The organism is candidate division WOR-3 bacterium, assembly GCA_039801085.1.
In the GTDB taxonomy this organism is placed as follows: Bacteria; Hydrothermota; Tepidihabitantia; order Tepidihabitantales; family Tepidihabitantaceae; genus JAOABP01.
Window position 1 is genome coordinate 455,733 of the sequence record JBDRTY010000001.1, and the last position, 23,949, is coordinate 479,681.

General features: G+C 51.7%; 20 protein-coding genes. 12 read left to right on the forward strand and 8 right to left on the reverse strand.

What is annotated here, in order from left to right; all coding sequences use genetic code 11:
- Window positions 1-98 precede the first annotated feature (98 nt).
- A complete protein-coding gene (locus tag ABIK48_02130; GenBank protein ID MEO0020954.1) occupies window positions 99-3,596 on the reverse strand; it encodes a C25 family cysteine peptidase in 3,498 nt (1,165 codons plus the stop codon).
- Between the two features lie 67 nt (window positions 3,597-3,663).
- Window positions 3,664-4,422 (reverse strand): hypothetical protein, encoded by a 759-nt coding sequence (locus ABIK48_02135; GenBank protein MEO0020955.1) that lies wholly within the window; start codon window positions 4,420-4,422, stop codon window positions 3,664-3,666.
- A 156-nt stretch (window positions 4,423-4,578) separates the two neighbouring features.
- Here ABIK48_02135 and ABIK48_02140 point away from each other — a divergent pair, with 156 nt between their 5' ends.
- From ABIK48_02140 to ABIK48_02150, 3 genes are read left to right on the forward strand one after another with little or no spacing between them, the layout of a single operon-like run.
- The gene (locus ABIK48_02140) at window positions 4,579-5,760 is read left to right on the forward strand and encodes an isocitrate/isopropylmalate family dehydrogenase (protein MEO0020956.1); all 1,182 of its coding nucleotides are present in this window, start codon (window positions 4,579-4,581) and stop codon (window positions 5,758-5,760) included.
- An 8-nt stretch (window positions 5,761-5,768) separates the two neighbouring features.
- Window positions 5,769-6,344, forward strand: a complete 576-nt coding sequence (locus ABIK48_02145; GenBank protein MEO0020957.1) for an HD domain-containing protein — start codon at window positions 5,769-5,771, stop codon at window positions 6,342-6,344.
- On the forward strand, window positions 6,341-8,143 hold the full coding sequence (locus ABIK48_02150; protein ID MEO0020958.1) for an aconitase/3-isopropylmalate dehydratase large subunit family protein: 1,803 nt from the start codon (window positions 6,341-6,343) through the stop codon (window positions 8,141-8,143). Before ABIK48_02145 ends, ABIK48_02150 begins: the two co-directional genes overlap by 4 nt.
- Here the strand turns inward: ABIK48_02150 and ABIK48_02155 are convergent.
- On the reverse strand, window positions 8,140-8,397 hold the full coding sequence (locus tag ABIK48_02155; protein MEO0020959.1) for a PLDc N-terminal domain-containing protein: 258 nt from the start codon (window positions 8,395-8,397) through the stop codon (window positions 8,140-8,142). The two genes, ABIK48_02150 and ABIK48_02155, sit on opposite strands and share 4 nt — an antisense overlap.
- A gap of 1 nt (window position 8,398) precedes the next feature.
- Complete coding sequence (locus tag ABIK48_02160) at window positions 8,399-8,656, reverse strand: PLD nuclease N-terminal domain-containing protein (GenBank protein MEO0020960.1); 258 nt, start codon at window positions 8,654-8,656, stop codon at window positions 8,399-8,401.
- A gap of 84 nt (window positions 8,657-8,740) precedes the next feature.
- On the opposite strand from ABIK48_02160, the gene ABIK48_02165 reads away from it, so the two are divergent.
- From ABIK48_02165 to ABIK48_02185, 5 genes are read left to right on the forward strand one after another with little or no spacing between them, the layout of a single operon-like run.
- The gene (locus tag ABIK48_02165) at window positions 8,741-10,003 is read left to right on the forward strand and encodes a 3-isopropylmalate dehydratase large subunit (protein ID MEO0020961.1); all 1,263 of its coding nucleotides are present in this window, start codon (window positions 8,741-8,743) and stop codon (window positions 10,001-10,003) included.
- A gap of 1 nt (window position 10,004) precedes the next feature.
- Window positions 10,005-10,499: a 3-isopropylmalate dehydratase gene (locus ABIK48_02170; GenBank protein ID MEO0020962.1), complete on the forward strand. Its 495-nt coding sequence runs from the start codon at window positions 10,005-10,007 to the stop codon at window positions 10,497-10,499.
- The gene (locus ABIK48_02175; GenBank protein MEO0020963.1) at window positions 10,496-11,722 is read left to right on the forward strand and encodes an aldolase/citrate lyase family protein; all 1,227 of its coding nucleotides are present in this window, start codon (window positions 10,496-10,498) and stop codon (window positions 11,720-11,722) included. The genes ABIK48_02170 and ABIK48_02175 overlap by 4 nt, the downstream gene beginning before the upstream one ends.
- Window positions 11,719-13,275 (forward strand): citrate lyase subunit alpha, encoded by a 1,557-nt coding sequence (locus tag ABIK48_02180; protein ID MEO0020964.1) that lies wholly within the window; start codon window positions 11,719-11,721, stop codon window positions 13,273-13,275. The genes ABIK48_02175 and ABIK48_02180 overlap by 4 nt, the downstream gene beginning before the upstream one ends.
- A 58-nt stretch (window positions 13,276-13,333) precedes the next feature.
- Window positions 13,334-15,049: a carbon starvation protein A gene (locus tag ABIK48_02185; protein ID MEO0020965.1), complete on the forward strand. Its 1,716-nt coding sequence runs from the start codon at window positions 13,334-13,336 to the stop codon at window positions 15,047-15,049.
- 4 nt (window positions 15,050-15,053) lie between these two features.
- Here ABIK48_02185 and ABIK48_02190 read toward each other — a convergent pair whose 3' ends face one another.
- Entirely contained in the window at window positions 15,054-15,950 is an 897-nt protein-coding gene (locus ABIK48_02190; protein MEO0020966.1) for a DMT family transporter, read from the reverse strand.
- A 141-nt stretch (window positions 15,951-16,091) separates the two neighbouring features.
- Here ABIK48_02190 and ABIK48_02195 point away from each other — a divergent pair, with 141 nt between their 5' ends.
- On the forward strand, window positions 16,092-17,738 hold the full coding sequence (locus ABIK48_02195) for an aryl-sulfate sulfotransferase (protein ID MEO0020967.1): 1,647 nt from the start codon (window positions 16,092-16,094) through the stop codon (window positions 17,736-17,738).
- Window positions 17,739-17,841: 103 nt separating this feature from the next.
- On the opposite strand, the gene ABIK48_02200 is transcribed toward ABIK48_02195, so the two are convergent.
- The gene (locus ABIK48_02200) at window positions 17,842-18,084 is read right to left on the reverse strand and encodes an energy transducer TonB (protein ID MEO0020968.1); all 243 of its coding nucleotides are present in this window, start codon (window positions 18,082-18,084) and stop codon (window positions 17,842-17,844) included.
- 318 nt (window positions 18,085-18,402) lie between these two features.
- On the opposite strand from ABIK48_02200, the gene ABIK48_02205 reads away from it, so the two are divergent.
- Genes ABIK48_02205 through mce form a run of 3 tightly spaced genes read left to right on the forward strand, consistent with a single transcriptional unit; the run spans window position 18,403 to window position 22,091 of the window.
- Window positions 18,403-19,956, forward strand: coding sequence for an acyl-CoA carboxylase subunit beta (locus ABIK48_02205; GenBank protein ID MEO0020969.1), 1,554 nt, complete (start codon window positions 18,403-18,405; stop codon window positions 19,954-19,956).
- A 26-nt stretch (window positions 19,957-19,982) separates the two neighbouring features.
- Window positions 19,983-21,644 (forward strand): methylmalonyl-CoA mutase family protein, encoded by a 1,662-nt coding sequence (locus ABIK48_02210; GenBank protein ID MEO0020970.1) that lies wholly within the window; start codon window positions 19,983-19,985, stop codon window positions 21,642-21,644.
- 45 nt (window positions 21,645-21,689) lie between these two features.
- On the forward strand, window positions 21,690-22,091 hold the full coding sequence (gene mce / locus ABIK48_02215; protein ID MEO0020971.1) for a methylmalonyl-CoA epimerase: 402 nt from the start codon (window positions 21,690-21,692) through the stop codon (window positions 22,089-22,091).
- Here the strand turns inward: mce and era are convergent.
- Both era and ABIK48_02225 read right to left on the reverse strand, forming a co-directional pair.
- Window positions 22,088-22,981, reverse strand: coding sequence for a GTPase Era (gene era, locus ABIK48_02220; GenBank protein MEO0020972.1), 894 nt, complete (start codon window positions 22,979-22,981; stop codon window positions 22,088-22,090). The two genes, mce and era, sit on opposite strands and share 4 nt — an antisense overlap.
- On the reverse strand, window positions 22,978-23,949 hold the full coding sequence (locus ABIK48_02225) for an acetyl-CoA carboxylase carboxyltransferase subunit alpha (protein ID MEO0020973.1): 972 nt from the start codon (window positions 23,947-23,949) through the stop codon (window positions 22,978-22,980). The genes era and ABIK48_02225 overlap by 4 nt, the downstream gene beginning before the upstream one ends.

Here is a 23,949-nt window from a genome sequence, read left to right on the forward strand (position 1 = left end):
GATCAGCGGGGTTATGTAAACCGAGCCAGACCGCGCCTCTACCGGGGCTGACCGGTAATATTACCGGTCAGCCCCGAACAGTTTCAGATTAACGGCAGTTATTTTAACCTGAGAATGCGTAGTGTCTGCTGTTCTGCCTGAGATTCCAGTTGGACAAAATAGACTCCAGGCGCCAGTTTTTCGCTGTTAACAGCGAACTGATGATTGCCGGCATCAAGGCTGCCAGAAAACAGCCGCGTGACGGTTCTGCCCGCAATGTCATGCACCGTGAGGCGCAGTCGGGAATGTAGGGGGAGGTGCAGGTGGACAGTTGTTGTCCGATTAAAAATGCTGGGTTCAATACTGAAATTGATCAAGTCCGATCTACTCAGGTTCTGGGATTCCTGCATACCGACATTCTGATCATACCACTCCTGAACCGTCTGGCAGGTATTGAGGAATGAGATTGAGTCCGGTGCGCCAATAAAGGCGAATGCCATGCGTCTTTTCCCTGCACCCGGCATCAGGTCAAATGGTCCGGTGCTGACTGAGATTGACCAGTTGAAGGGGTGATCACTTTGTCTTACACCCAAGTTGCCGGTAATGGCGCGATATTTCATATCTTCGGTCATTGCTGAATCCGGATAGACATAAACTGCATGGTCAATACAGGTGAGACGAACCGGTGTGGCGGGATAGAGCTGTTTGATGCCGAGGAAGCGACTGGGGTTATTGACATTCCGCATCACTGCTGTCCGTTGTTCAGGAAATGTCCAGGCAAGGTCGTGCAGCCTGTCGGTAGCAATCACATCAAAATCGGCAAGGATGCCAGCATAGAGGTTGTTCAGTTCAACAGCTCCCGCATTCCACAGGTCATAAACGAGAATCACTGTATTCCGCGGTCCGGGTGGTGCCGGCACAAGCGCCCGCTGATCAACGATCACTGATTTCGCCCGGGGGTGATTCAGATCAGTAAAGCTTGCCTGCAGCAGCTGCGCGGAGTTCCAGACAGGCAGGCGGGTGCGGATGCTGTCATTCAGTTGCCAGTCTCGGTCAATTCCATGCTGACGGTAAAACCGGTCAACTAAGTAATCCGGGCTATTGCCCAGGGTAAAGCTGGCAAGATAAAGGCTTGATGTATCGTTGATAGGATACCGGAAGCCTCTGCCCTGCCGACCATCGTCAGTATCATAGCCGATACCGCCCCGGGCGGTTACAGTCAGAGCACAGTTGTCAGCGGAGATATCTGCCCAGGTTCTGCCCGAATACCCAAGATTAATCGAAAACATGGTCTGCCAGCTGTTCTGGTCCGAGTGGATGTAAAGGGTGAATTCTGGTCCGGACCCTGGAGGAGCAGAACACACTGCGGTGATCGTGATGTTTTCTGCAGTTGCGGATTCGCCGGGCAGGATGGTGCCCAGAATTGCGGTTGTATCAATGATTTCAATATAAGGGCTGGTTTCTGTCAGCGTCAGGCGCACCGAAGTTGCCGGTCCGGTGCCGGTGTTTTTAATCGTGATTTTCAATCGCGCAGTTTCCCCCGGTTCCAGGATGTGGTTGGGATTGGATTGAAGGGTATCATCAATTTCGTAACGACAATAAACAAGATACGGTTCAGCTGCTCCCTGAAGCACAGTTACAATCTTGGTGGCAGGAAGGTTGTTGTGCCGGATTGCTGTGAGCTGGAGTTCGCCCGGTGTGAACGGATGGATATTGATGTTGACTTGACCGTTGCTGCCGGTAATTCCGGTAACCAATACCTCATTATCTTTACAGGCAGTAACCGTAACACCAGATGCAGGGTTTGTGTTTTCGTAAACATTCACTGACAGGGTCTGACTGCCGGTAGTGATCGTATCCGGAGCGGTAATGGTCATATTCCGGGGCGGTGCAGTCCAGATGTCCAGTGTCGGGTCGCCTAGGAGATTGAATTCAGTCAGGCACCAGCGCCAGAGTGAGGAGTAGATGGCAGAGCCTGCGTACTCTTCACGAGACCGGTTATGGGCAGGACCCAGCAGGTATTCGGAGCGGGCGAGCAGATAGTCATAGAACCGGACACAGAGTTTTTCCGAGGGTCCCATTACCGGCGGCGTACCCCAGCCGTAGCGGGAGTTCATCATCACCCCAATTGCGCCGCCATCAGGACAGTTTAGTGCTACTTCTGCCAGGCAATCCTCGGCTTCAAAGTTTCCCGGATTGCACGCAAGTGAAGTAATGATTGAATACCGGTTGTGGTTAGTCTGATAACCGGCATAGCTGGTCGTATATATTGGGGTTCCATTTTCGTCATAAACACCACTCTCATTACCATGACCAGCCGGGTCAAAAATCAAAAAGCCGTTGTTAAAAGAGTCAGCTACAACACCAGCGCCGGGGGGATTTTCCATTTTCCGGTCGGTCCATCCCGATGGTGTCAGTTCGGCGATGGAGTCATTCACAAATTTGCCGTGATAATTAAGGGAGCGCCAGAGCCAGCCTGAGGGCAAAAGGGAACGCTGAATATAATCAGCAGCGGGTGTGTTTTCAAAGGCGAGGACCTTGCTGATGAAGTTCCGTACCTGTTCCCGTGTCTCTACTGATGCCCGTCCGACAAAAACATCGGCATACAGGTCGACCGAGTCGTCCATTTCGCCAAACAGGTTGTTATGGTTTGAGTCCCAGGAGTAGTCCAGGTCTCCGTAATACAGATCAGTGGGAATCATTCCCTGTTCATTGCCAACATTAACACAGATCTGACGGGATGGTATCTGCCGGTTATCACCAGCAAGTAAAACATAGACCACACCCCGGTTATGGTAATAGTCAATGATGTGATTTCTTATTTTTTCCTGAAGGTCCCGACCTGGATAATTGGCTTCAATCCAGTCGGTAGTTCGGATTTCGGTGCGCATTCCGCGCTGGCGCCGGTATTCAAGATAGGGCTGAAAGCTTTCGCTCAGTTCCCTGCTGGTGATAATCAGATAGTCGATTGACAGTTGGTCTTTCTCAAAAATAGGAGGTGCGAATGTTGTTAGATCTTCGGGATTAACGACCAGTGGTCTCAGGTTCTGGAGCTGCTGATTACGCTGGAATATGGTGATGGGAGTGACTGGAGTTAATCCGGGTTCAAATGTAACAGTAAGGCTGATTTCAGTATGCAGCAGCAGACGGCCGGAAAGGGGAAAATAAGTGAACGGGCAGATGAGAAGATTAACCAGTTGAAATCCACCGGCATGATGAACTGAATAATTGACGAGTGGCTGAGCCGGCCAGGGTTCATCCGAGCGGTAAATTACAGTGTCGGGCGGACAGAATTCAGGAAGTTGAGATGCAGAAATTGTTACCGGGAACTGACCGGGCAGGATAATGAATTTGCCTTCAATCTGGTTGGTGGTCGCCGGTGATGCATCAATCCGATGAAGCCGGGCATCGGCCGGAATCACCAAGGTAATGCTGATTATCGGCAGCAGCGGTCTGCCCGGTTCGGGGATGAAAAATGTACCATCCAGAGTAATCCGGTCAAAGCCCCGATAACTGTCGATCTTCGGTTTTTCCGGTGTGATTCTAAGCGTATGATTGACGACATTACCTGAGCCGGCGCCGGCAATCATGAAAAAAAACAGCAATACCTTTCGCAATTTTCCTCCTGTGTTTAATTCAAATAATTCTAACTGCTAATTTCTGTCAGGCAATAAAAACCGGTTTTTACTTCTGTTCCGATGGTGTTTCTTCCCTTTGGGGCGGTTCTTCAGGAGCATTGCCTCCCTCAATCTCTATTCTGCTTTTCAGTTTCGGTTTTTCGTGGCTGAATCCGCCAAAGATCACATTCAGACTGAACCAGAGATTGTTGCCCGGCATTTGCGGACCCCGCAGGATTGCGCCGCCGTCCCCCAGTTCCCAGTTCGCGCCCAAAGGGCCGAAATTATACCCCCCGCGCAGTTCCAGTCCGATAAAGGACAAGGGTAAAATCAGTGCGAGCTGCGGGTTGAGGTTGAAGCCGGAGAAGTTCAGAGTTGAAGTTCTTCCCGGATGTGCCAGCAGGGAGTCAAAACTCGGGACAGTGTGGTTTTCCGGGCTAAGACTGATGGAATAGCCGCTGCCACCGATACCGAGACCGGCAATCACCAGCAGATGTTTGAAATCTAAAATGATGTAGCCGGCACGGAATTCTCCACCACCGTAATTTACCCGGCAGAGGAGTTTCAGGGATTCTGATGTAACAGATTGCGCTCCTCCCCACCCGGCGCCTCCGATAAGTACCCGGTTTGCCAGTGCATAACCACCGCCCCCAAACAGCCAGTGCCGTGAATTGAGGTTAGTAAAACCATTGCGCTGAAATGTAGTGTTGAGGTCATCGTATTTCAGCAGTGCCAAGGTGGGACCAAAAGCACCGTAGCCCCCTGCAGTGGTTCGGGCCAAGGCAAGGGTTAGAAGAAACAGCAAGAGTCCGACTGTTTTTTTCATGTTACCTCCATTTGATGGATGTTATGTCTATAATTAAAACTTAAATTATAGTAAGGAGGAAGTCAAGCAAAGATTTCCGGCTTGACCTAAATTCAGTCGTTTTTATAATTATATATTAGTGTCAATCCATTGAAAAATAGATAAAAGGAGGATATTGTGGCAAAGAGAACAATTGTAACTATGCCCGGGGACGGAATTGGCAGGATTGTCTTACCCGAGGCGCTGCGCGTGCTGCGGGCGGTCGGGTTTGATGCAGAGTTCGTGCATGGTGATGTTGGCTGGGAGTTCTGGTGTAAGGAAGGGAATGCCCTGCCGGAGCGGACGATAAAATTGCTTGAGGAACACAAAATTGGCCTGTTTGGTGCTATTACCTCTAAGCCCAAGGATAAGGCGGAGGCAGAACTGGACCCGGCGCTTAAAGGGAAAGGGTATGTGTATTATTCTCCGATTGTGACTATGCGCCAGCATTTCAATCTTGATATCTGTATCCGGCCCTGTCGATCGTTTCCGGGTAATCCGCTGAACTTTATCCGGCGTAAGGGCGATGGGTTCGAGGAGCCCAAAGTTGATGTGGTAATTTTCCGTCAAAATACTGAGTGTCTTTATGCCGGCGTGGAGTGGACCAATCCCCCGGCTGAGGTCCGCAGGGCACTGGAGACGCACAAGAAGATGAAGGCATTTGCCCATGTGCCTTCTGAGGATATGGCAATTTCCCTGAGGATTTTTACCCGTCCGGCATGTCAGCGGATCATCCGCGCCGCATTTGATTATGCCCGTCAGCATGGCTACAAATCGGTTACTATCTGTGAGAAACCGAATGTTGTGCGCGAGACCAGCGGGATGATGGAACTGGAGGCTAAGAAGATCGCCGCTGAGTATCCTGATATTCAACTCTGGTCGGTCAATATTGATGCGATGATGATGTGGATGACTAAGAACCCAGAGGACTACGGGGTGATTGTTTCCGGAAATATGTTTGGCGATATCGTATCCGACGGCTTTGCCGGACTAGTGGGCGGGCTGGGGTTCGCCTATTCAGCAAACATCGGACCGGAAGTGGCAGTTTTTGAGCCAACCCACGGTTCAGCGCCCAAATATGAGCGGCTCTCGCCTTCAATCGTTAATCCAATTGCGATGATCATGGCAGCAGCGATGATGCTCGATTATATCGGAGAGAAGGAAAAGGCGGATCGGATCGAAAAGGCAGTGGCAAGGGTAGTTGCCGAGGGCAGAGTTAGGACTTATGACATGCTCCGCCTGTCCGGCGGTCCGGATGTATTCCAGCATGGTGCGGCATCGACTCAGAAAATGACCGATGCAATTATTGCAGCGCTGTGAGGGGTTTGATGATTACCGCAGATGAAATCCGAAAGCTGTTTCAGCATCAGCTGGAGAGAATAAAGGATGAAAAACTGCGGGAGCAGGTGGTCCAGGTGTGGGTGACAGCAGCAGCACTCGGAGGCTGGGAGTCGATTGAGGACCTGCAGCGCCTGCCATTTACCATTCTGACCGATACAAAGGGGATCAATATTGTTGAGCATACGATCGCGGTAACCGAAGGGGCGCTGGGATTAGCAGAGGCACAACTGCGCGCCTACCGTCAGATGCCTTATCCGGTAAATTTTGACCGGTTGATTGCAGGTGGACTGTTACATGATGTGGGTAAGCTTGTGGAGGTGCATCCTGATGGCAAAGGTGGTTACAAGAAAAGTCGGGCAGGTGAATTGGCCCGTCATCCAATTTCCGGGGCGATCATCGCTGCCAAGGTCGGGCTATCCGATGACGTAATCAATACAATCGCCTGTCATGCGAAGGAGGGGGAGGGTGCACCCAAAGTGCTGGAGACGGTGCTGATTCATCAGGCTGATTTTGCCACTTTTGACCCCCTTGTCATGATGCAGAAAGGACAGCTGATTTTATGAGTATGACCATTGTTGAGAAGATTATCGCCCAACACTCCGGGCGAACACAGGTACAGCCGGGCGATATTGTGGAAATGAAGATCGATGTCCGCGTGGCGCGCGATTTTGGCGGTGCAAATGTGGTCAAGGAGCTCGAGGAACATGGGCTTGGTGTTGACGACCCGAAACGGACTTTCTTTACATTTGATTGCAATCCCACCGGTTCCGATCAGAAGTATGCAGCGAATCAGCAGCTCTGTCGGGAGTTTGCCCGGAAATGGGGGATCAGAATCTTTGATATCGATGCGGGTATCGGCACCCATCTTGCAATTGATGAAGGTCTGGCAGGCCCGGGCGATACTTTGGTCTCCACCGATTCGCATGCAAATATTCTTGGCGCAATCGGTGCCTTCGGGCAGGGGATGGGCGATAGGGATATCGCCTATGCTTGGGCTAAGGGAAAAGTCTGGTTTGAAGTGCCCCCAACTGTGCGGGTTGAACTGAACGGCATGCCATCTGTATCAGTTACCCCTAAGGATGTCGGTCTGGCGCTTTTACGTTACTTCGGTGCAAACGGACTGTTAGGTTGTGCGGCCGAGGTGTATGGTGAATATGCGCACCAGTTGAGCCTTGACGGCCGGATAACAGTCGCCTCCCTGGGAACCGAAATGGGGGCGATTATTATTCTATTTCCGCCCAGTGCTGAGGTGCTTGAATACTGCCGGCAGCGGATCGGTAGAACGGTGGAACCGGTTTATGCCGATCCGGATGCAAATTATCTGCGAGTTGACCGTGTTGATCTTGCCGGAATCGAACCGCTCATCTCCCGGCCCGGACATCCGGAGGATGTAGTAACGGTAACGAGTGTCGCCGGGAGAAAGGTTGATTCGGTTTTTATCGGTTCCTGCACGAATGGCCGAATGGAGGATCTCCGAGTGGTGGCAGAGGTGTTGAAAGGCAGAAGGGTAGCACCTGGAGTTGTGCTCAAAATTGTGCCGGCAACCGATGCTATCTGGCAACAGTGTCTTCGAACCGGTTTAATGGAGATTTTTAAACAGGCAGGAGCGCTCGTCGGTAATGCCGGCTGTGCCGGATGTGCTGCCGGACAGATTGGTCAGAACGGTCCCGGGGAGGTGACAGTTTCTACCGGCAACCGTAATTTTACCGGTAAGCAGGGGAAGGGCGAGGTTTATCTGGCATCGCCGGCAACTGCCGCGGCTTCAGCGGTTGCCGGTATCATTACCACCAGCGACCGCATCCCCCCCGTGCCGGTTACATTTGAGAGTAGGGAACCGGCGAAGATAATTACTGCTGCGCCGACACAACCGGCATCTGTGCCGCCGCTGGTGATCACGGGTCGGGTCTGGGTAGTCAGAAAGGACAATGTCGACACGGATCAGATTTACCATAACCGGCATCTCACTGTAACCGACATCCGGGAGATGGGACAGTTCGCCTTTGGCAATCTGCCCGGCTGGGAAGACTTTCCCCAAAAGGCACAGCCGGGCGATATTATCGTTACCGGTGCTAACTTTGGTGCCGGTTCTTCCCGACAGCAAGCAGTGGACTGTTTTAAAAGCCTGGGGATTGCGCTGATCATTGCCCGATCGTTCGGTGCAATCTATTTCCGAAATGCAGTTAATGCCGGACTGGCAGTAATGACAGCGGATTTGATGGATTATGTTCAGAACGGAGATCAAATTCAGGTAAACCTGAAAACCGGAGAAATTATTCTGCTGGATAAAAAAATCCGCCTTCAGGGGAAACCATTTTCCCAGGTGCAACTGGAGATCTACCAGAGGGGCGGATTATTGAGTTAATGTCCCAGTGTCTTTATTCGTTCGGTTCGGCGGACGACATGATAGAGTACGGCACCGATAACATAAGTGAATAAGACTGCGATTGCCCAGAGAGCCCGCTGTCCTTTTTCATCAGTTTCTTTAGTTAGGATGTCAATCAGCGTCCATCCCCAGAAAACGAATAAACTGAGGGATATGAGCCAGCCGAGGGGAGTACCCCACCGAAAATTATGCAAAGGACCAAAGGTGCACCAAGGGTAAGGGGTACAGTTCATGCTATTTTCCCAGTTTACGGATGCGTTCGGGTCGCCGGACAAGTAGATAGATGAGTGCGCCCAGCCAGTGAGTGAAAATGATGACCAGTGTCCAGAGTAGACGCATATTGCTTTCGTCAGTTTCGTGAATCAGGACATCGATCAGCATCCAGATCCAAAGAACCTTGGCTGCGATTACAACGGTGATGCAGATTAGAATCAGGGGTAACCAGAGCCAGCCCAGCGAACTGAGCGCAAACAACCCGACAAGTTCTTTCATATGAATAAACGATACATCCGGAAGCAAGGCTGTCAATTGATTTCAATGCAATATTTTTTATAATCGAAGAAAGTGAGGTAAAATATGGGAATGACCTTTGCCGAAAAGATTCTTGCCCGCAAGGCGGGTAAATCAGAGGTTCGGGCCGGCGAGATTGTTTTTTGCAAGCCGGATCGGCTGTTGATGCACGATAATGCTGCTGCAATTACTGATAAGATCGCCAAGGAATTGAATGAGTTTGGTGTTGCCAATCCGGACCAGGTAGTCATCGTCCTCGATCATACTGTACCCGCAGTAGATGAGAAGACGGCTGCCGGCCATAAGAAAATCCGGGAGTTCGTCCAAAAATACGGGATCAGACATTTCTATGATATAGGTACTGGCGTTTGCCATCAGGTGATGGTGGAGAAGGGGTTGGTGTTGCCAGGAATGCTGGCGGTAGGTTCGGATTCCCATACCTGTTCTTACGGAGCAGTGAATGCGTTTGCCACCGGCATCGACCGTACTGAAGCAGCGGCACTCCTTCTGACCGGTGAAACCTGGTTCAAGGTGCCGCAGTCAATCCGTATCCAGCTTCGTAAACGGCTGTCAGAATTAGTGACCGCCAAGGATCTAGTGTTGACGATTATCGGTCAGATCGGTGCCGATGGTGCCGACTATTGTTCGGTTGAATTCTGGGGTGATATCAGCTATCTGACTATCGATGACCGCTTTACGATTGCTAATATGGGCGTAGAGATGGGAGCGAAGATTGCGGTCTTTCCTGCTGATGAGATTGTCAAAGGTTTTCTCACCGGAATCGGGGTTGAAAGGTCCGACTGGCAGGAGGTGTGGGCAGATCCGGATGCGCAATATCGACAGGAACTGGTATTTGAACTTGACAGAATTGTTCCAATGGTAGCAGCGCCCCACAAGGTTGACAATGTGAAGCCGGTCAATGAGTTTAAGGATGTTGAGGTGCAGCAGTGTCTGCTTGGGACCTGCACCAATGGTCGCGCAAGCGATTTTGCTTTGGCAGCCCAAATCATCGGCCGACGCAGGGTCGCTCCTGGTACCCGGCTGCTGCTGTTGCCGGCATCGCGCAGTGAACTGGAGAAGGCGCTGGATGCCGGTGATATTCAGACACTGATTGAGGCGGGCGGTGTGCTGTTGCCCCCGGGTTGCGGTCCCTGTCTGGGTGCTCATCAAGGGGTGCTGGCACCGGGTGAGCGCTGTGTTTCTACCGCCAACCGAAACTTCAAGGGACGGATGGGGTGCCGGGAGGCAGAAATCTATCTTGCCAGTCCCGCAACCGTGGCAGCGAGCGCACTGACCGGAAAAATAACCGATCCAAGGGAGGTGATGTAGCATGAGAATCTGGTATTACGGTGATGATGTCAATACCGACATGCTTTTCCCGGGGAAATATACCTATACCTGCTCCAAACCCGAGGAGATCAGACCGCACCTGCTCGAGGATCTGGACCCGGAATTTGCTAACAGTGTCCAAGCAGGAGATATAATTATTGCCGGCAGAAATTTCGGCTGTGGTTCTTCCCGGGAGCAGCCAGTAGTAGGACTCAAAGCGGTAGGAATTCAGGCGGTAATCGCCAAGAGCTTTGCTCGGATTTTCTACCGGGCTGCGATTAATCAGGGTTTATTGCTGATTGAAGCGCCTGAGGCGGTTGATTATTATCAACCGGGGATGGCGGTTGAATTGAATGCGGATCTGGGGCGGGTCAGAATTGGTACTCAGGAATTTCTGTTTCCCAAACCTCCGCCGGAAATTCTGGGAATTGTCGAGGCGGGCGGACTTTTGGAGTATACGCGCCGAAAATTGAGAGAAAGGGTGGGCAGGAAATGAGCCGGAATGGAGTAGCCGGGAGAAAGGGCGAAGGAGTACGCTCGGATGCCTTCGTGGTAGTGGAACTCAGAGACGAAGGCGGGATCGAGCTAATTGTTAAAAGCCGGGTCAGTTTTATATATGGAGATTCTATCCACAAGCTCGTGGCTGCCGGATTGAGTTTTTTTGGCATCAGCAATGCCCGGGTTGAAGTTGAGGATTCGGGGGCAGTGCCGTTTGTGCTCATGGCCCGGCTTGAGACCGCGGTCCGCCGGGCTTTAGGCAAGAACTATCAAGATGTTGCTGAGTGGTTACCTGAGCCAGGCCCCTCTTTTGGTCTTCCCAGCAGCCGGGAACGGTGGCGGCGATCCCGGCTTTATCTTCCGGGCAATGAACCCAAATTCATGCTCAATGCCCGGATTCATGAGCCGGACGGCGTGATTCTTGACCTCGAGGATTCGGTGCCGCCGGAAGAGAAGGATGCTGCACTCGTGCTGGTGCGAAATGCACTGATTGCGCTTGATTTCGCAGGGTGTGAGCGCATGGTGCGGATTAATCCCCTGCCGCAGGGTAAAGAGGAAGTTGAGCCCCTGATTCGTGCCGGGGTCAATCTGCTGGTTGTTCCGAAGTGTGAGGATGATGAGGAAATTAAGGAACTGGCAGCAGCGGTGGCAGAAATTGAAAGGAGGACCGGTATCCGGCATGAGGTCTGGCTGATGCCAATTATTGAGACAGCTGCTGGTGCCTTTCGTGCCTACGAAATTGCCCGGTCATCAGAACGGATCGCCGCACTGACTTACGGCATGGAGGATTACATCGCCGATATCGGTGCACAGAAAACTCGTGATGGCTGGGAAACACTCTGGCTTCGTTCCGTAGTGGTTAATGCTGCACGGTCTGCCGGGATTCAGCCGATTGATACGGTATATGCAGATGTGGCTGATCTTGAGGGGTTGAAATTCAGCTGCCTGCAGGCAAGGGCACTCGGTTTTGAAGGCAAGGGGTGCATTCATCCCCGTCAAGTTCGGGTGGTGAACGAGGCTTTTACTCCAGATGATGAGGAGATTGCTCACGCAATGGAGATCGTGAAAGCGGATATGGTGGCACGGGCAAATGGCAAAAGTGTGGCGGTGATCGGGTCCAAAATGATTGACCCGCCGGTTGTCCGTCGTGCCCGGCGGACACTGGAACTGGCAGTGGCGCTGGGTAGATTAAGTCCGGACTGGAATAAGGAGGGGCGATGAATCTTGTCACCAATGCTCTGGGCAGAATGGTGCCTACCGAGATCAACGGCCGGCCGGCAGTGCCTTTCCCGGGGATTGATCGCTTCCGGCCTTCGGGTTGCAAAGCCGCCCCCAGAATTCCTACTGTTCTTGATTACCCCCGTGATGGTAACAAGGTAGTAAAGGATTTGAAAACCGCACTGGAGTTGGCCGGTGTCCGTAACGGTATGACAATTTCTACGCATCACCATTTCCGGGACGGTGATACGCTGGCTTTGCAGCTTTTTGACATCTGCGCTGAGATGGGGCTCAAAGATCTGGTCTGGTTTCCTTCGGCAGCTTTCCCCTGTCATGCACCGTTGATCAAACACCTTGACAGTGGGGTTATCCATCATATTGAAGGCAGTCTCAACGGTCCCTTGGGAGATTACTGTACCAGCGGCAGGATGCGGGGACTGGGCGTGCTGCGTTCACACGGCGCCCGGGCAATGGCGGTTCAGGATGGTGAGGTCCATATTGATATTGCAGTGCTGGCGGCACCAAGTGCTGATTGTTTCGGCAATGCCAATGCGGTTAACGGCGATGCAGCCTGTGGTGTGCTCGGTTATGCGCTGGCTGATGCGATGTATGCTGACCGGGTAATTGTTGTAACCAATAATCTTGTGCCTTTCCCCTGTATCCCGATTGAAATCTCCGGTAGCTATGTGGATTATGTGGTGGTTCAGGATTCCATTGGCGACCCGAAGAAGATTGTTTCCGGAACGACTGAAATTACCCGTTCTCCAGATCGTCTCTATATTGCCGAACTGGTTGCCCGGTTCATCCGTGATGCGGGCATAATGCGCAATGGGTTCAGTTTTCAGGCTGGGGCAGGAGGTATTTCCCTTGCCTTTGCAGTTTATCTTGCCCAGATGATGAAGGAGTCTGGCGTAAGGGCAGGCTGGATTCACGGGGGAACGACGAAATTTCTGGTACGGATGCTGGAGGAAGGTCTGACGGATGCGCTAGTGGACGGGCAGGCATTTGATCTGGAGGCAGTGCGTTCGATTGCGGTGAACCGCAGTCATATCGGCACCGCCCCCCTGATTAGTTACAACCATCATTCCAAAGGAAATTTCATTAATCTGATGGATGTGGTCGTTCTGGGTGCGACTGAAGTAGATTTGAACTTTAACGCCAATGTGGTTACTCACTCCGATGGACGTCTGCTGCACGGCATTGGTGGCTGGCAGAACTGTCTTTATGCCCGGTGTGTAATTCTGGCGATGCCAGCGGTGCGTGACCGGATTCCGGTAATTGTTGATGAAGTGACTACACTGTGCGGTCCGGGTGAAATGATCGATGTTGTAGTTACTGAGCTTGGAATTGCGATCAACCCGCGGCGGCAGGACCTGATTGAGGCAGTCAAAGGTAAAAGTCTGCCACTTAAGAGTCTGGAGGAGATGAAGGCTGAGGTTGAGCGTCTCTGTGGAAAGCCGGAAAGGCAGGAGCGGACAAGCCGGGTAGTGGCAGCGGTTAAATGGGTTGACGGCACAGTGCTGGATTCGGTTTTCCAGATCCCGGGAAAACAGTAGGATTTGTGACTGTTGTAGTGTTCAGGTTAACTTTAAATTTCAAACCAGGGGAGACGGTATGGCGTTTATTGTATTTATTATCTGTCTGATCTGGTTTCTAATGATGTACAGAGTTTATGGCGGTTTTCTCAGCCGCCGGGTGTTTAAACTTGACGACTCTCGCAAAACACCAGCGCACATTTTGTGTGACAATACCGACTATGTGCCCAGCAACCGCTGGGTGGTCTGGGGACACAACTTCACTTCAATCGCCGGGCTGGGTCCGATTGTCGGTCCCGCGATTGGGATCATCTGGGGGTGGGTCCCGGCACTGCTCTGGATTACGCTTGGCACAGTTTTTTTGGGTGGTGTTCATGATTTTGCGGCGCTGGTTGTATCGGTGCGCAATAAGGGTTTGTCCATTGGTGAAATTACTACCAAGGTTATCGGTAAGCGGGCGAAATATCTTTTTATGGCGATTATTTTTCTGGAACTGTGGGTTGTAATCGCAATTTTTGCGATGATTATGGGGGTATTGTTCAAGATGTATCCCACCTCAGTATTCCCGGTCTGGATGGAGATTCCCATTGCAGTGGTATTGTCTTATATGGTTTTTCGCAAAGGGAAGAGTCTTGAGCTCTGGTCATGGATTGCATTGCTGGCGATGTATCTGACTGTTGCGGTGGGCGTGTTTCTGCCCCTTGAGATTCCCGGGCCGAATGCAGTGGTGATCTGGATTGTCATTCTGATGGTTTATGCCTATATTGCTTCCACTCTGCCAGTGGAGATACTGCTTCAGCCCCGGGATTACATAAACTCTCACGAACTTCTGGTGGCGGCGCTACTGATCTTTGCCGGCGCAGTGGCGGCATTTATCCGGGACCCGGGGCATCTGGGTTTCGTGGCACCGGCATTTAACTTTTCTGCCCGCGGGGCGCCACCGGTCTGGCCGTTTCTTTTTGTTACCATTGCCTGTGGTGCCATTTCCGGGTTTCATTCGCTGGTTGCCTCCGGGACCGCATCCAAGCAGATTGACCGGGAAAGTGATGCGAAACTGGTAGGGTATGGCGGGATGATCGCAGAAGGAATTCTGGCGGCCTTAGTCGTACTTGCAGTGGCAGCAGGATTTGGTGCTAATGGCAGGGGGTTGGCTGAAGGTATTGTTGCGTGGTCGGAACATTATGCCGACTGGTCTTCTGCCAGCGGTATGGCAGCTAATATCAGGGCTTTCGTGACCGGTGCCAGTAACATGATGAGTTATTTCTTTGGTAACAGCAGGTATATCCGGGAACTGATGATGACAATCATGGGGGTATTTATCGTTTCCTTTGCCGGTACGACAATTGATACTGCTGCCAGAACTCAGCGGTACATTGTTCAGGAGTTCGGCCGAAGTGTTGGCTGGCGCTTTCTCACCGGCAAGCATATTGCTACCCTGGTGGCGGTTGGTTCAGCATTTGGATTGGCAATGGTTAGACCGGGCGGGCAGGGTGCCCTTATTCTCTGGCCCCTTTTCGGTACGATTAACCAGTTGCTGGCAGGTCTGGCATTGGTGGTGGTGACTATTTATCTCACATTCAAACGGGCAAAGCCGTGGGTAGCGGCAATACCAACCGGATTTCTGGTAATCATGACCGGCTGGGCAATGGTAATGAATATCCACCAGTATTCCCGGTCTCATAACTGGTTGCTGGTAGTGGTGGGCTTGGTGGTATTTCTACTGATGCTGTGGCTGGTTTTTGAAGCGGTTCTGGTATTAATTCGATTTCGATCCAACCCTCCAGCACTGGATTAAACTGTTATTTCAGGAAGACGAGAACAGCGCCGATACCGGCAGTAATAATTGCCAGCAGGCGACGGTGAGTTATCGGTTCTTTGAGAAACAGGGCGGAAAATATAAAAATGAAGATATTACTCAACTGATTGAGCGGAGCAGCTACAGAAACTTGGGTAAACTTCATGCCCCCCAGCCACACGGTCAGGGCAAGATAGGTACCCAATACGGTACCGGCAGTTGAATAACCCAGTCCCCGAAGTTTGAATATTGAGCTGATTATTTTTTTCCGTTCAGGCAGGGCCAGAGTAACGACTGCCACTCCGATCATGCCGATCATCAGTCTTAGTGCAGCTGCCCAGAGCAGCGGGGTTTGAGCAAGCAGCGGCTTAATAATGATAATCCCTGCTGCAGTTGAGGCGGTTGATAAAATGCCGAATGTGATGCCGGTTAAGAGATTTCGGCGACTGATTTGGCTTTGGGTACGGTAGCTGGAAATCAGGAGCAGCGCCGTCAGAATCAAAACAATGCCGAGTATTTGTCGTGGCGTGATTCTTTCTTTCAGAAAAACCATGGAGAAGATTACCATAAGTGGACTGTATGTATAACTGGTGATCGCCGCGAGATTGGCGCCAAGTCGGTTGAGACTCATAAAAAATAGCGTATCACCTAATGTCATTCCGAGCAGGCCGCTGAGGATAAATCTGAGGTAATCGGCGAATGGCATCGTGGGCATAAGGGGTGTATGGAAAATAATGAGCGTCGGGATCAGGAGTGTTAATGCCAACATGTTTTTGAACAGGTTCAAGCCGAGAGGGTGAACAGTTTCGCCACTCTTTTTGAAGAGAATTACCGCCAGTGCCCAGAACAGTGCGCTAAACAGGGCAAGAGTTTCGCCTAAGAAGGGTATGTTGGCAGGCATAGCCAATTATCCGGCAGTTAAGAAAACTGTCAACAGGATGGTAATAAGCGATCAAGGGCAGATTTGTAACAGACCGGGTGCATTGAATAATTACTGTTTGACTTTGCCCCGGAAAATAGTATTGTATTATAAGGACTATAGATGTTCCACAAATCAGAGCGCGGCACGTGTACAACAAAACAGTTGCTGCTCACTCTGGTAATAATATTATCGGGATATCCTGCACACAATCTGTATGCTACCCAGAACCGTACGCTGGGCCTGATTTTTCGGGATTCTGTTGCCAACGCTGAAGGTTATACACTTTTTGCGCCGATGAATTACAATGTTGCTTATCTGATCGATAATAATGGAATGCTGGTTCATTCCTGGTCCGGAAGCGGTTTACCGGGGATGGCAGTCTATCTGTGTGAGGACGGCTTGTTGCTTCGTACAGTGCAAACTAACAATCCAGTATTCGGAAATGGTGGTGGTATTGGAGGGAAGTTGGAGCTTGTTGACTGGGATGGAAATGTGGTCTGGTCTTATACCTATTCTAATACCCAGCACTGCCAGCACCATGATGCTATCCGGCTGCCTAATGGGAATGTACTGCTGATTGCCTGGGAATACAAGTCACGGAACGAGGCGATTGAAGCCGGTCGCGATCCCAATTTGTTGATTTACAACTCCCTCTGGCCCGATCATCTGGTTGAAGTTGACCCCCGGACCGATTCAATTGTATGGGAGTGGCATGTCTGGAATCATCTGGTTCAGGATTATGATTCCACCAAGTCCAATTACGGTGATCCCCGGCAGCATCCCGAACTGATAGATCTGAACTTTGTTACCGGGCTGGCAGTTTCTGACTGGAATCACACCAACGGGCTTGCCTATAATCCCGAGCTTGATCAGATTGCCGTTAGTGTCCGTCAGTTTTCTGAGATCTGGGTAATTGATCACAGCACCACCCGGGAGCAGGCTGCCAGTCACACCGGTGGCCGATACGGGCGGGGTGGTGATCTGCTTTACCGCTGGGGGGACCCGCGCGCCTATCGTCGTGACCATACGATCGGCCAAACGCTATTTGGTCAGCATGACATTCAGTGGATTGAGCCGGGACTGCCCGGTAGTGGTGAAATGCTGGTTTTTAATAATGGTTACGGCAGAACTCCCTGGTATTCAACTGTTGACCAGTTTGTCCCGCCAGTTGATTCACCCGGGTTTTATCATCTGGGGCCGGATTCGGCATACGGTCCGGCAGAACTTACATGGCAGTTCATTGGATCCCCGCCGGAGAGTATCTACTCCAGTCTGATTTCCAGTTGTCAGCGACTTGCCAACGGCAATACTCTGATCTGCGTCGGATTAAGCGGTATTTTCTATGAAGTTACGCCTGAACGCCGGATTGTCTGGAAATATGTCAACCCGGTTACCCGCTATGGCCCACAGCAGCAGGGTGATGTGCTGCAGCCCGGTGCCAATTCGGTTTTCAAAATCCGGCGCTATCCCCCTGATTATCCGGGTCTTGCCGGACGGCAGCTAAATCCGGTGGGACCGATTGAAATTTATCCGCAGGCAGTTGATGAAGAGCGTTCCCGGAGATATCGCTTGAACAGCTTACCGACGGTGGTCCGCAATTGCATACGGTTAACCAACGCTGAGGCAGCAGGATTGATGGACATTACCGGCAGGCTGGTGATTCAACTTGGTCCTGGTGAGAACGATCTGCGGGCAGTTTCTCCGGGAGTTTATTTCATCTGGTTTAAATCATCACCACAGGTTCAACCGGTGTTGGTTGTCCGTTGAGCGGTTACCCCCAAAAACAACAAAGTTTGGATCAGAAGGTGAGAACCATAGTAGCAAAATAGCGGGAAACGATTGTTTCTGGTGGGAAATATTAATAAATGGTCTAATGCAATTTGAAGTCAAAGGTAACAATTATTTCGACCGGAACCTTGCGGGTGCGCTGCAACCGGGGGGTAAATCGGTATTTTAGAATTGCATCGATGACAGACTGGTCGAAGAGCTGATATCCGGAAGAGGCATATATTTCAGCATTAGTTACCATACCAGAAGTGTCCACGACCGCCCGAACTGCCACTCTGCCTTCAATTCCCAGATTCCGTAGCATTTCGGGGTAAACCGGTGGCACCTCATAAACTTTTTCTGGTTTTTTTCCACTTTAAAGAAAGGTACCGCTTCTGGGAGTGGTATGGGAAAAGAGGTAGTCTGTCCGGTGTCATCCCAGGTTGTTGTTTTGCCGATAGTAGTGCCTGCTTGATCACCAGGCGCAGCGGGAATTGGGATTGATGGTTTTATAACCCGGGGCGGAGCGACCGGCATATGTGGGATGTTATCAAGCGGTTTAAGTATTAAGTATTATAATTTTAATATATTACGGTGTCAAGCAGTTTTGAAGAGGACATTTGCTTGACATCACCTGAACATCCTTTTAGTATTTTGATTGATTATGTCCCATCTTGATGATGTCCGGAAAGAGTTGCAGCGGCGGAATGAGCAGGCGCTGATGGGAGGAGGCGAGGAGCGGATTAAGAAGCAGCATGAGGAAGGAAAGCTGACCGCCCGCGAGCGGCTGGAAATTCTGCTCGATGAGGGAAGTTTTATTGAGTTGGATCGGCTCCGGGTGCATGACTGCACCGATTTCGGCATGGAGAAGAAGAAGTTTTATGGTGATGCGGTGGTAACCGGTTACGGAATGATTAACGGGCGTCCGGTTGCGGTTTTTTCCCAGGATTTTACTGTATTCGGTGGCACGCTTTCCAAGGTTTTTGCTGAGAAAATCTGCAAAATAATGGACTTGGCAATGAAGGTCGGAATGCCCGTGATCGGTTTGAATGATTCAGGAGGTGCCCGGATTCAGGAAGGCGTAGTAAGTCTGGGCGGTTATGCGGATATCTTTCTGCGTAATACGCTGGCTTCAGGGGTGATTCCGCAGATTTCAGCAATTATGGGACCGTGTGCTGGCGGTGCGGTGTATTCACCGGCACTGACCGATTTCATTTTCATGACCGAGGGCACAAGTTATATGTTCATCACCGGACCGGAGGTGATTAAGGCAGTGACGCGCGAGGAGGTGACGAAGGAGAAGCTGGGAGGTGCAGATACTCATAATTCCGTTTCCGGAGTCGCTCATTTCAAGGACATTGACGACAAAGATCTGCTATTGCGGATCAGGAAGTTTTTGAATTACCTGCCCCAGAACAATCGTGAGAAGCCTCCGCGCCTGCCAGCCCGGGATTTGCCGGACCGGGATGTGGAAGGTCTTGAGGAAATTTTGCCCGATGATCCGCGTAAGCCCTATGACATGTTACAGGTGATTCTGCGGGTCGTGGATAACGGGAGTTTCATGGAGATTCAGCAGCACTGGGCGAAGAATATCGTAATCGGGTTTGCCCGGATGGATGGCGCGGTAGTGGGTATTGTAGCCAATCAGCCCAAGGTTCTTGCGGGCTGTCTGGACATCGATGCCTCAGTCAAGGCGGCAAGGTTTGTGCGGTTCTGTGATGCGTTTAATATTCCGATTGTGACTTTCGTTGATGTACCGGGATTTCTGCCCGGAACTGCTCAGGAGTATGGCGGTATCATCCGGCACGGCGCAAAACTGCTCTACGCCTACTGTGAGGCAACAGTGCCCAAGGTAACTTTGATTACGCGGAAGGCTTATGGCGGTGCCTATGATGTGATGTCTTCAAAACATATCCGGGGTGATTTCAACTTCGCCTGGCCCACAGCTGAGATTGCGGTAATGGGTTCAGAAGGTGCGGTGAATATCATCTTTCGAAAGGAGATCAGCGAGTCATCAGATCCCGAGGCAACCAAACGCAAGCTGGTGTCCGAATATGAGAAGAAGTTCGGCAATCCGTTCAAGGCAGCGGAGCTCGGATATATTGACGAAGTGATTGAATTCCGGGAGACAAGACGTAAGATCATCCAGAGTTTGAAGATCCTTGAAAACAAGCAGTTGAGTAATCCGTGGAAGAAGCACGGGTGTATTCCGCTGTGATGGCTGAAGTCCCAAACGAAAAGCGTATGAACAATCTTGAGAAGTTAAGACAGGAGCTTGAGCGCTGGGAGCAAGAGGTATTAATCCCGGCGCTTAATAAAATACCGGAGCGGAGTAAAGAGTTCAAAACGGTGTCAGGAATCCCAGTCCAGAGAGTTTACACCCCGCTTGATCGTGAAAAGGAAAATTATCATGAGGAGCAGGGGTTGCCGGGAAGTTTTCCTTTTACCCGCGGGGTCCAGCCGACGATGTACCGGTCCCGGTTCTGGACGATGCGTCAGTATGCGGGGTTCGGTTCTGCCCAGGAGACCAATGCCCGCTATCATTATCTGTTGAAGCAGGGACAGACGGGGCTATCGGTTGCTTTTGATCTGCCAACTCAGATGGGTTATGACTCAGACAGTCCTTGGGCAAGAGGTGAGGTTGGGAAGGTCGGGGTGGCGATTTCCACGCTGGAGGATATGGAGGTGCTGTTTCAGGGGATTCCGCTGGACAAGGTCTCTACCTCAATGACTATTAATGCCACCGCCGCCATTCTGCTGGCGATGTACTGCGTGGTGGCGGAGCGGCAGGGGGTTGACTGGTCGAAGCTGCAGGGGACAATCCAGAATGATATTCTCAAGGAGTATGTTGCGCGGGGAACTTACATCTTTCCTCCCCGGGAGTCGCTGAGACTGGTGACTGATATCATCGCCTGGTGTGCGGGGGTGGTGCCCAAGTGGAATACGATGAGTATTTCGGGTTATCATATCCGGGAAGCAGGAGCAACCGCAGTGGAGGAACTGGCATTTACACTCGCCAACGGACTGGAGTATGTCAAGTCAGCTCAGGCAAGAGGGCTGGCGGTTGACAAGTTTGCACCACGGCTTTCTTTTTTCTTTGCCGCCCATTCCAATATTCTTGAGGAGGTGGCGAAATTCCGGGCAGCCAGACGGCTCTGGGCCCGGTTGCTGCGTAGACGATTCAATGCGGGAGATGAGGCATGCAAACTCCGGTTTCATACTCAAACCGGCGGTGTAACCCTGACCGCACAGCAGCCGGAGAATAATATCATCCGGGTTGCCTATCAGGCGCTCGCAGCGGTTCTTGGTGGAACTCAGAGTCTGCATACTAACTCGCGGGACGAGGCGCTGTCGCTCCCCACTGAAGATTCAGTAACAATTGCTCTGCGAACTCAGCAGATTCTCGCCTACGAAACCGGAGTTGCCGACACGGTCGATCCCCTTGCAGGTTCATATTTTGTTGAAAGTCTGACCGATGAGATTGAAAGGCGGGCGCAGGAACTGATTGATGAGATTGAACGGCGGGGAGGGGCGGTCAGGGCGATTGAGCAGGGGTTTATTCAGGAACGGATTGCCGAGAGTGCCTACCGGTATCAGCAGGAGGTGGAGCGGGGCGAGCGGATTGTAGTGGGGGTGAACCGGTTTCAGGATGCGGTTGAACCCCAACTGAAGCTGCTCAAAGTTGACGAAAGATTGGCAGAAAAGCGGCGGGTGCTTTTAGCCGCTTACCGGCAACGCCGGGATAATCGACTGGTTGAGGAACGGTTAAAGCAGGTGAGGGAGACGGCGCAAAGTGATGCCAATCTGATGCCGGCAATTATTGAGGCGGTGCGTGCTGGCTGCACGCTCGGCGAGATCAGTGATGCCCTGCGTGCCGTTTTTGGGGAATATGACCGTGTACGATAGCAGGACAGCAAATACGAAAGTTTTTAAAAGAGAGGGGAGTATAACATGATCAAGAAGGTTGCCCATATTGCAATCGCGGTCCCGAGCGTGGATGAGGCAGCCCGGTTTTACACCGAGCAGCTGGGGCTGAAACTGGAACGAAAGGAAACGGTGCCCAACAGAAAGGTTACCGTGGGTTTTATTCAGGTCGGCGAGACAAAGGTTGAGCTGGTTCAGCCTGATACACCGGATGCACCTGTTGCCGGTTTCCTTGCGGTTCGAGGGCCAGGCCTGCATCATATCTGCTTTGAGGTAGATGATGTTGATGCTGAATTTCAGCGATTGAAGGCGGCGGGTGTGCGGATTGTGGATCCGGAACCGCAGGCAGGGGCTGAAGGCACCCGAGCCTTTTTTGTTCATCCGAAAGCAACGGGTGGCGTACTGATTGAGCTGAGCCAGCGGACTTAAAGTCCGCCGTAGACGGTGCGCCGGATGAAGGGTTCGTTATCACGCCAGTTGCGAGCGACCTTGACCCACAGTTCAAGATAAACAGGTCGCCCCAGAAACTGTTCGATAGACTCCCGGGCAATTTCTCCCACCTTTCTGAGTGCCCTGCCGCCCTCTCCGATGAGGATCGCCTTCTGGGATTCCTTTTCAACATAGATCGTGGCGCGAATATAGTCCTTTCTTCCCGGTCTTTCTCTGAACTCCTCAATTTCTACTGTAGTTGAGTAGGGAACTTCTGCACCATAGCGGTTAAAAATTGCTTCCCGGATCAGTTCCGCAACAAAGAAGCGTTCTGACCGTTCAGATATCTGATCTGACGGATAAAAAGGTGGTGCCTCAGGCAGGAGTTGAATCAGTCCCTGTTTTAGGTCTTCAATCCCGTCGCCTTTGAGTGCAGAAATCATATAGATACGGTCAAAGCCTTCACGGGCACAGCGTTCTGTAATTGGCAGCAAGTCCAGCCGCGGAATTTGGTCAATTTTGTTAAGGGCGATGACCGCATTTTTTCCGGCAATGAGGTTCAGATCTTCAAAGACCGGATCGGTCACATCAATCAGTAACAGAATTATATCTGCATCGGCGAGCGCGCGTTCGATTTCCTGTTTCATCAATTTCTGAAGAGTGTATTTCGGATCGAGGATTCCGGGGGTATCCAGGAGGAGTGCCTGATAGTCAGGACCGTTGAGGATGCCGAGAATACGGTGGCGCGTAGTTTGCGGTTTCGGGGTGACGATGGCAAGCCGGTGCCCGAGCAGGGTGTTGAGCAGGGTTGATTTGCCGGCATTGGGTCTGCCGATCAGGGCGATGTAACCGGAACGGAAGGTTGATTCGTTCCCCGATGGTTGGGTCATCGTCGGGGGGTATTCTCTGGGGTTTGAAACACGCCAATAGAGTTGAACCGGGCGATCCGTCGCGCGACAAGTTCAGACCCGGGCAGGGTGTTGAGATAGTAGTAGTTAGCGAGGACCGCCTTTTTCAGTAGTTTAGCCGCTTCATCCCAATCCTGATGGGCTCCACCCGGTGGTTCGGGTACGATTTCGTCAATCACACCAAGAGTCAGGAGATCCGGAGCGGTCATTTTCAGAACCGCTGCCGCCTCTTCTGCTTTGGAACCATCCCGCCAGAGGATTGCGGCGCAGCCTTCGGGGGAGATTACAGAATACACCGCATTTTCCTGCATGAGAATCCGGTCGCCGACCGCAATTGCCAGGGCACCCCCAGAACCGCCTTCCCCGGTCACAATTACTATGATCGGCACTTCCAGGAGCGCCATTTCTCTGAGATTACGGGCGATCGCTTCTGCCTGACCCCGTTCTTCAGCACCAACACCAGGGTAGGCACCCGGGGTGTCTACCAGACAGAGAATCGGGACTTCGAAACGGGCCGCGAGGTCCATAATTCGGAGTGCCTTGCGATATCCTTCCGGGTGGGGCATGCCGAAGTTACGGGCGAGCTTTTCCTTTGTATCTCTACCTTTCTGATGGCCCAAGATGGCAAAGGGAATGGTGTCAATTTTCCCCAAGCCGGCTATGATTGCCGGGTCGTCCCCAAATGCACGGTCGCCGTGCAGTTCGACAAAGTCGTTGCAGATTCGTTCGATGTAATCGAGCGTGTAGGGGCGCCGGGGGTGACGCGCCATCTGGACCCGTTGCCAGGGTGTAAGCTGGGAGTAAAGTTTAAGTTTGAGTTCTTCAATCTGTTTCTGGATGCGTTCAATCTCCTGAGCTGCACCAAGCGCTGTGACCTCTTCAAGGCGGTCAAGGAGTTCTACCAGCGGCTGTTCAAAATCAAGCCAGCCCTGATTCTGACCGGCAGACAT

Excerpts from the sequence above, each read along its gene's own strand:
- ABIK48_02135 (MEO0020955.1), bottom strand. The coding sequence starts at position 4,422 with ATGAAAAAAACAGTCGGACTCTTGCTGTTTCTTCTAACCCTTGCCTTG.
- ABIK48_02145 (MEO0020957.1), top strand. The coding sequence starts at position 5,769 with ATGATTACCGCAGATGAAATCCGAAAGCTGTTTCAGCATCAGCTGGAG.
- ABIK48_02150 (MEO0020958.1), top strand. The coding sequence starts at position 6,341 with ATGAGTATGACCATTGTTGAGAAGATTATCGCCCAACACTCCGGGCGA.
- ABIK48_02155 (MEO0020959.1), bottom strand. The coding sequence starts at position 8,397 with ATGAACTGTACCCCTTACCCTTGGTGCACCTTTGGTCCTTTGCATAAT.
- ABIK48_02160 (MEO0020960.1), bottom strand. The coding sequence starts at position 8,656 with ATGAAAGAACTTGTCGGGTTGTTTGCGCTCAGTTCGCTGGGCTGGCTC.
- ABIK48_02165 (MEO0020961.1), top strand. The coding sequence starts at position 8,741 with ATGGGAATGACCTTTGCCGAAAAGATTCTTGCCCGCAAGGCGGGTAAA.
- ABIK48_02170 (MEO0020962.1), top strand. The coding sequence starts at position 10,005 with ATGAGAATCTGGTATTACGGTGATGATGTCAATACCGACATGCTTTTC.
- ABIK48_02175 (MEO0020963.1), top strand. The coding sequence starts at position 10,496 with ATGAGCCGGAATGGAGTAGCCGGGAGAAAGGGCGAAGGAGTACGCTCG.
- ABIK48_02180 (MEO0020964.1), top strand. The coding sequence starts at position 11,719 with ATGAATCTTGTCACCAATGCTCTGGGCAGAATGGTGCCTACCGAGATC.
- ABIK48_02185 (MEO0020965.1), top strand. The coding sequence starts at position 13,334 with ATGGCGTTTATTGTATTTATTATCTGTCTGATCTGGTTTCTAATGATG.
- ABIK48_02190 (MEO0020966.1), bottom strand. The coding sequence starts at position 15,950 with ATGCCTGCCAACATACCCTTCTTAGGCGAAACTCTTGCCCTGTTTAGC.
- ABIK48_02195 (MEO0020967.1), top strand. The coding sequence starts at position 16,092 with ATGTTCCACAAATCAGAGCGCGGCACGTGTACAACAAAACAGTTGCTG.
- ABIK48_02205 (MEO0020969.1), top strand. The coding sequence starts at position 18,403 with ATGTCCCATCTTGATGATGTCCGGAAAGAGTTGCAGCGGCGGAATGAG.
- ABIK48_02210 (MEO0020970.1), top strand. The coding sequence starts at position 19,983 with ATGAACAATCTTGAGAAGTTAAGACAGGAGCTTGAGCGCTGGGAGCAA.
- mce (MEO0020971.1), top strand. The coding sequence starts at position 21,690 with ATGATCAAGAAGGTTGCCCATATTGCAATCGCGGTCCCGAGCGTGGAT.
- era (MEO0020972.1), bottom strand. The coding sequence starts at position 22,981 with ATGACCCAACCATCGGGGAACGAATCAACCTTCCGTTCCGGTTACATC.
- ABIK48_02225 (MEO0020973.1), bottom strand. The coding sequence starts at position 23,949 with ATGTCTGCCGGTCAGAATCAGGGCTGGCTTGATTTTGAACAGCCGCTG.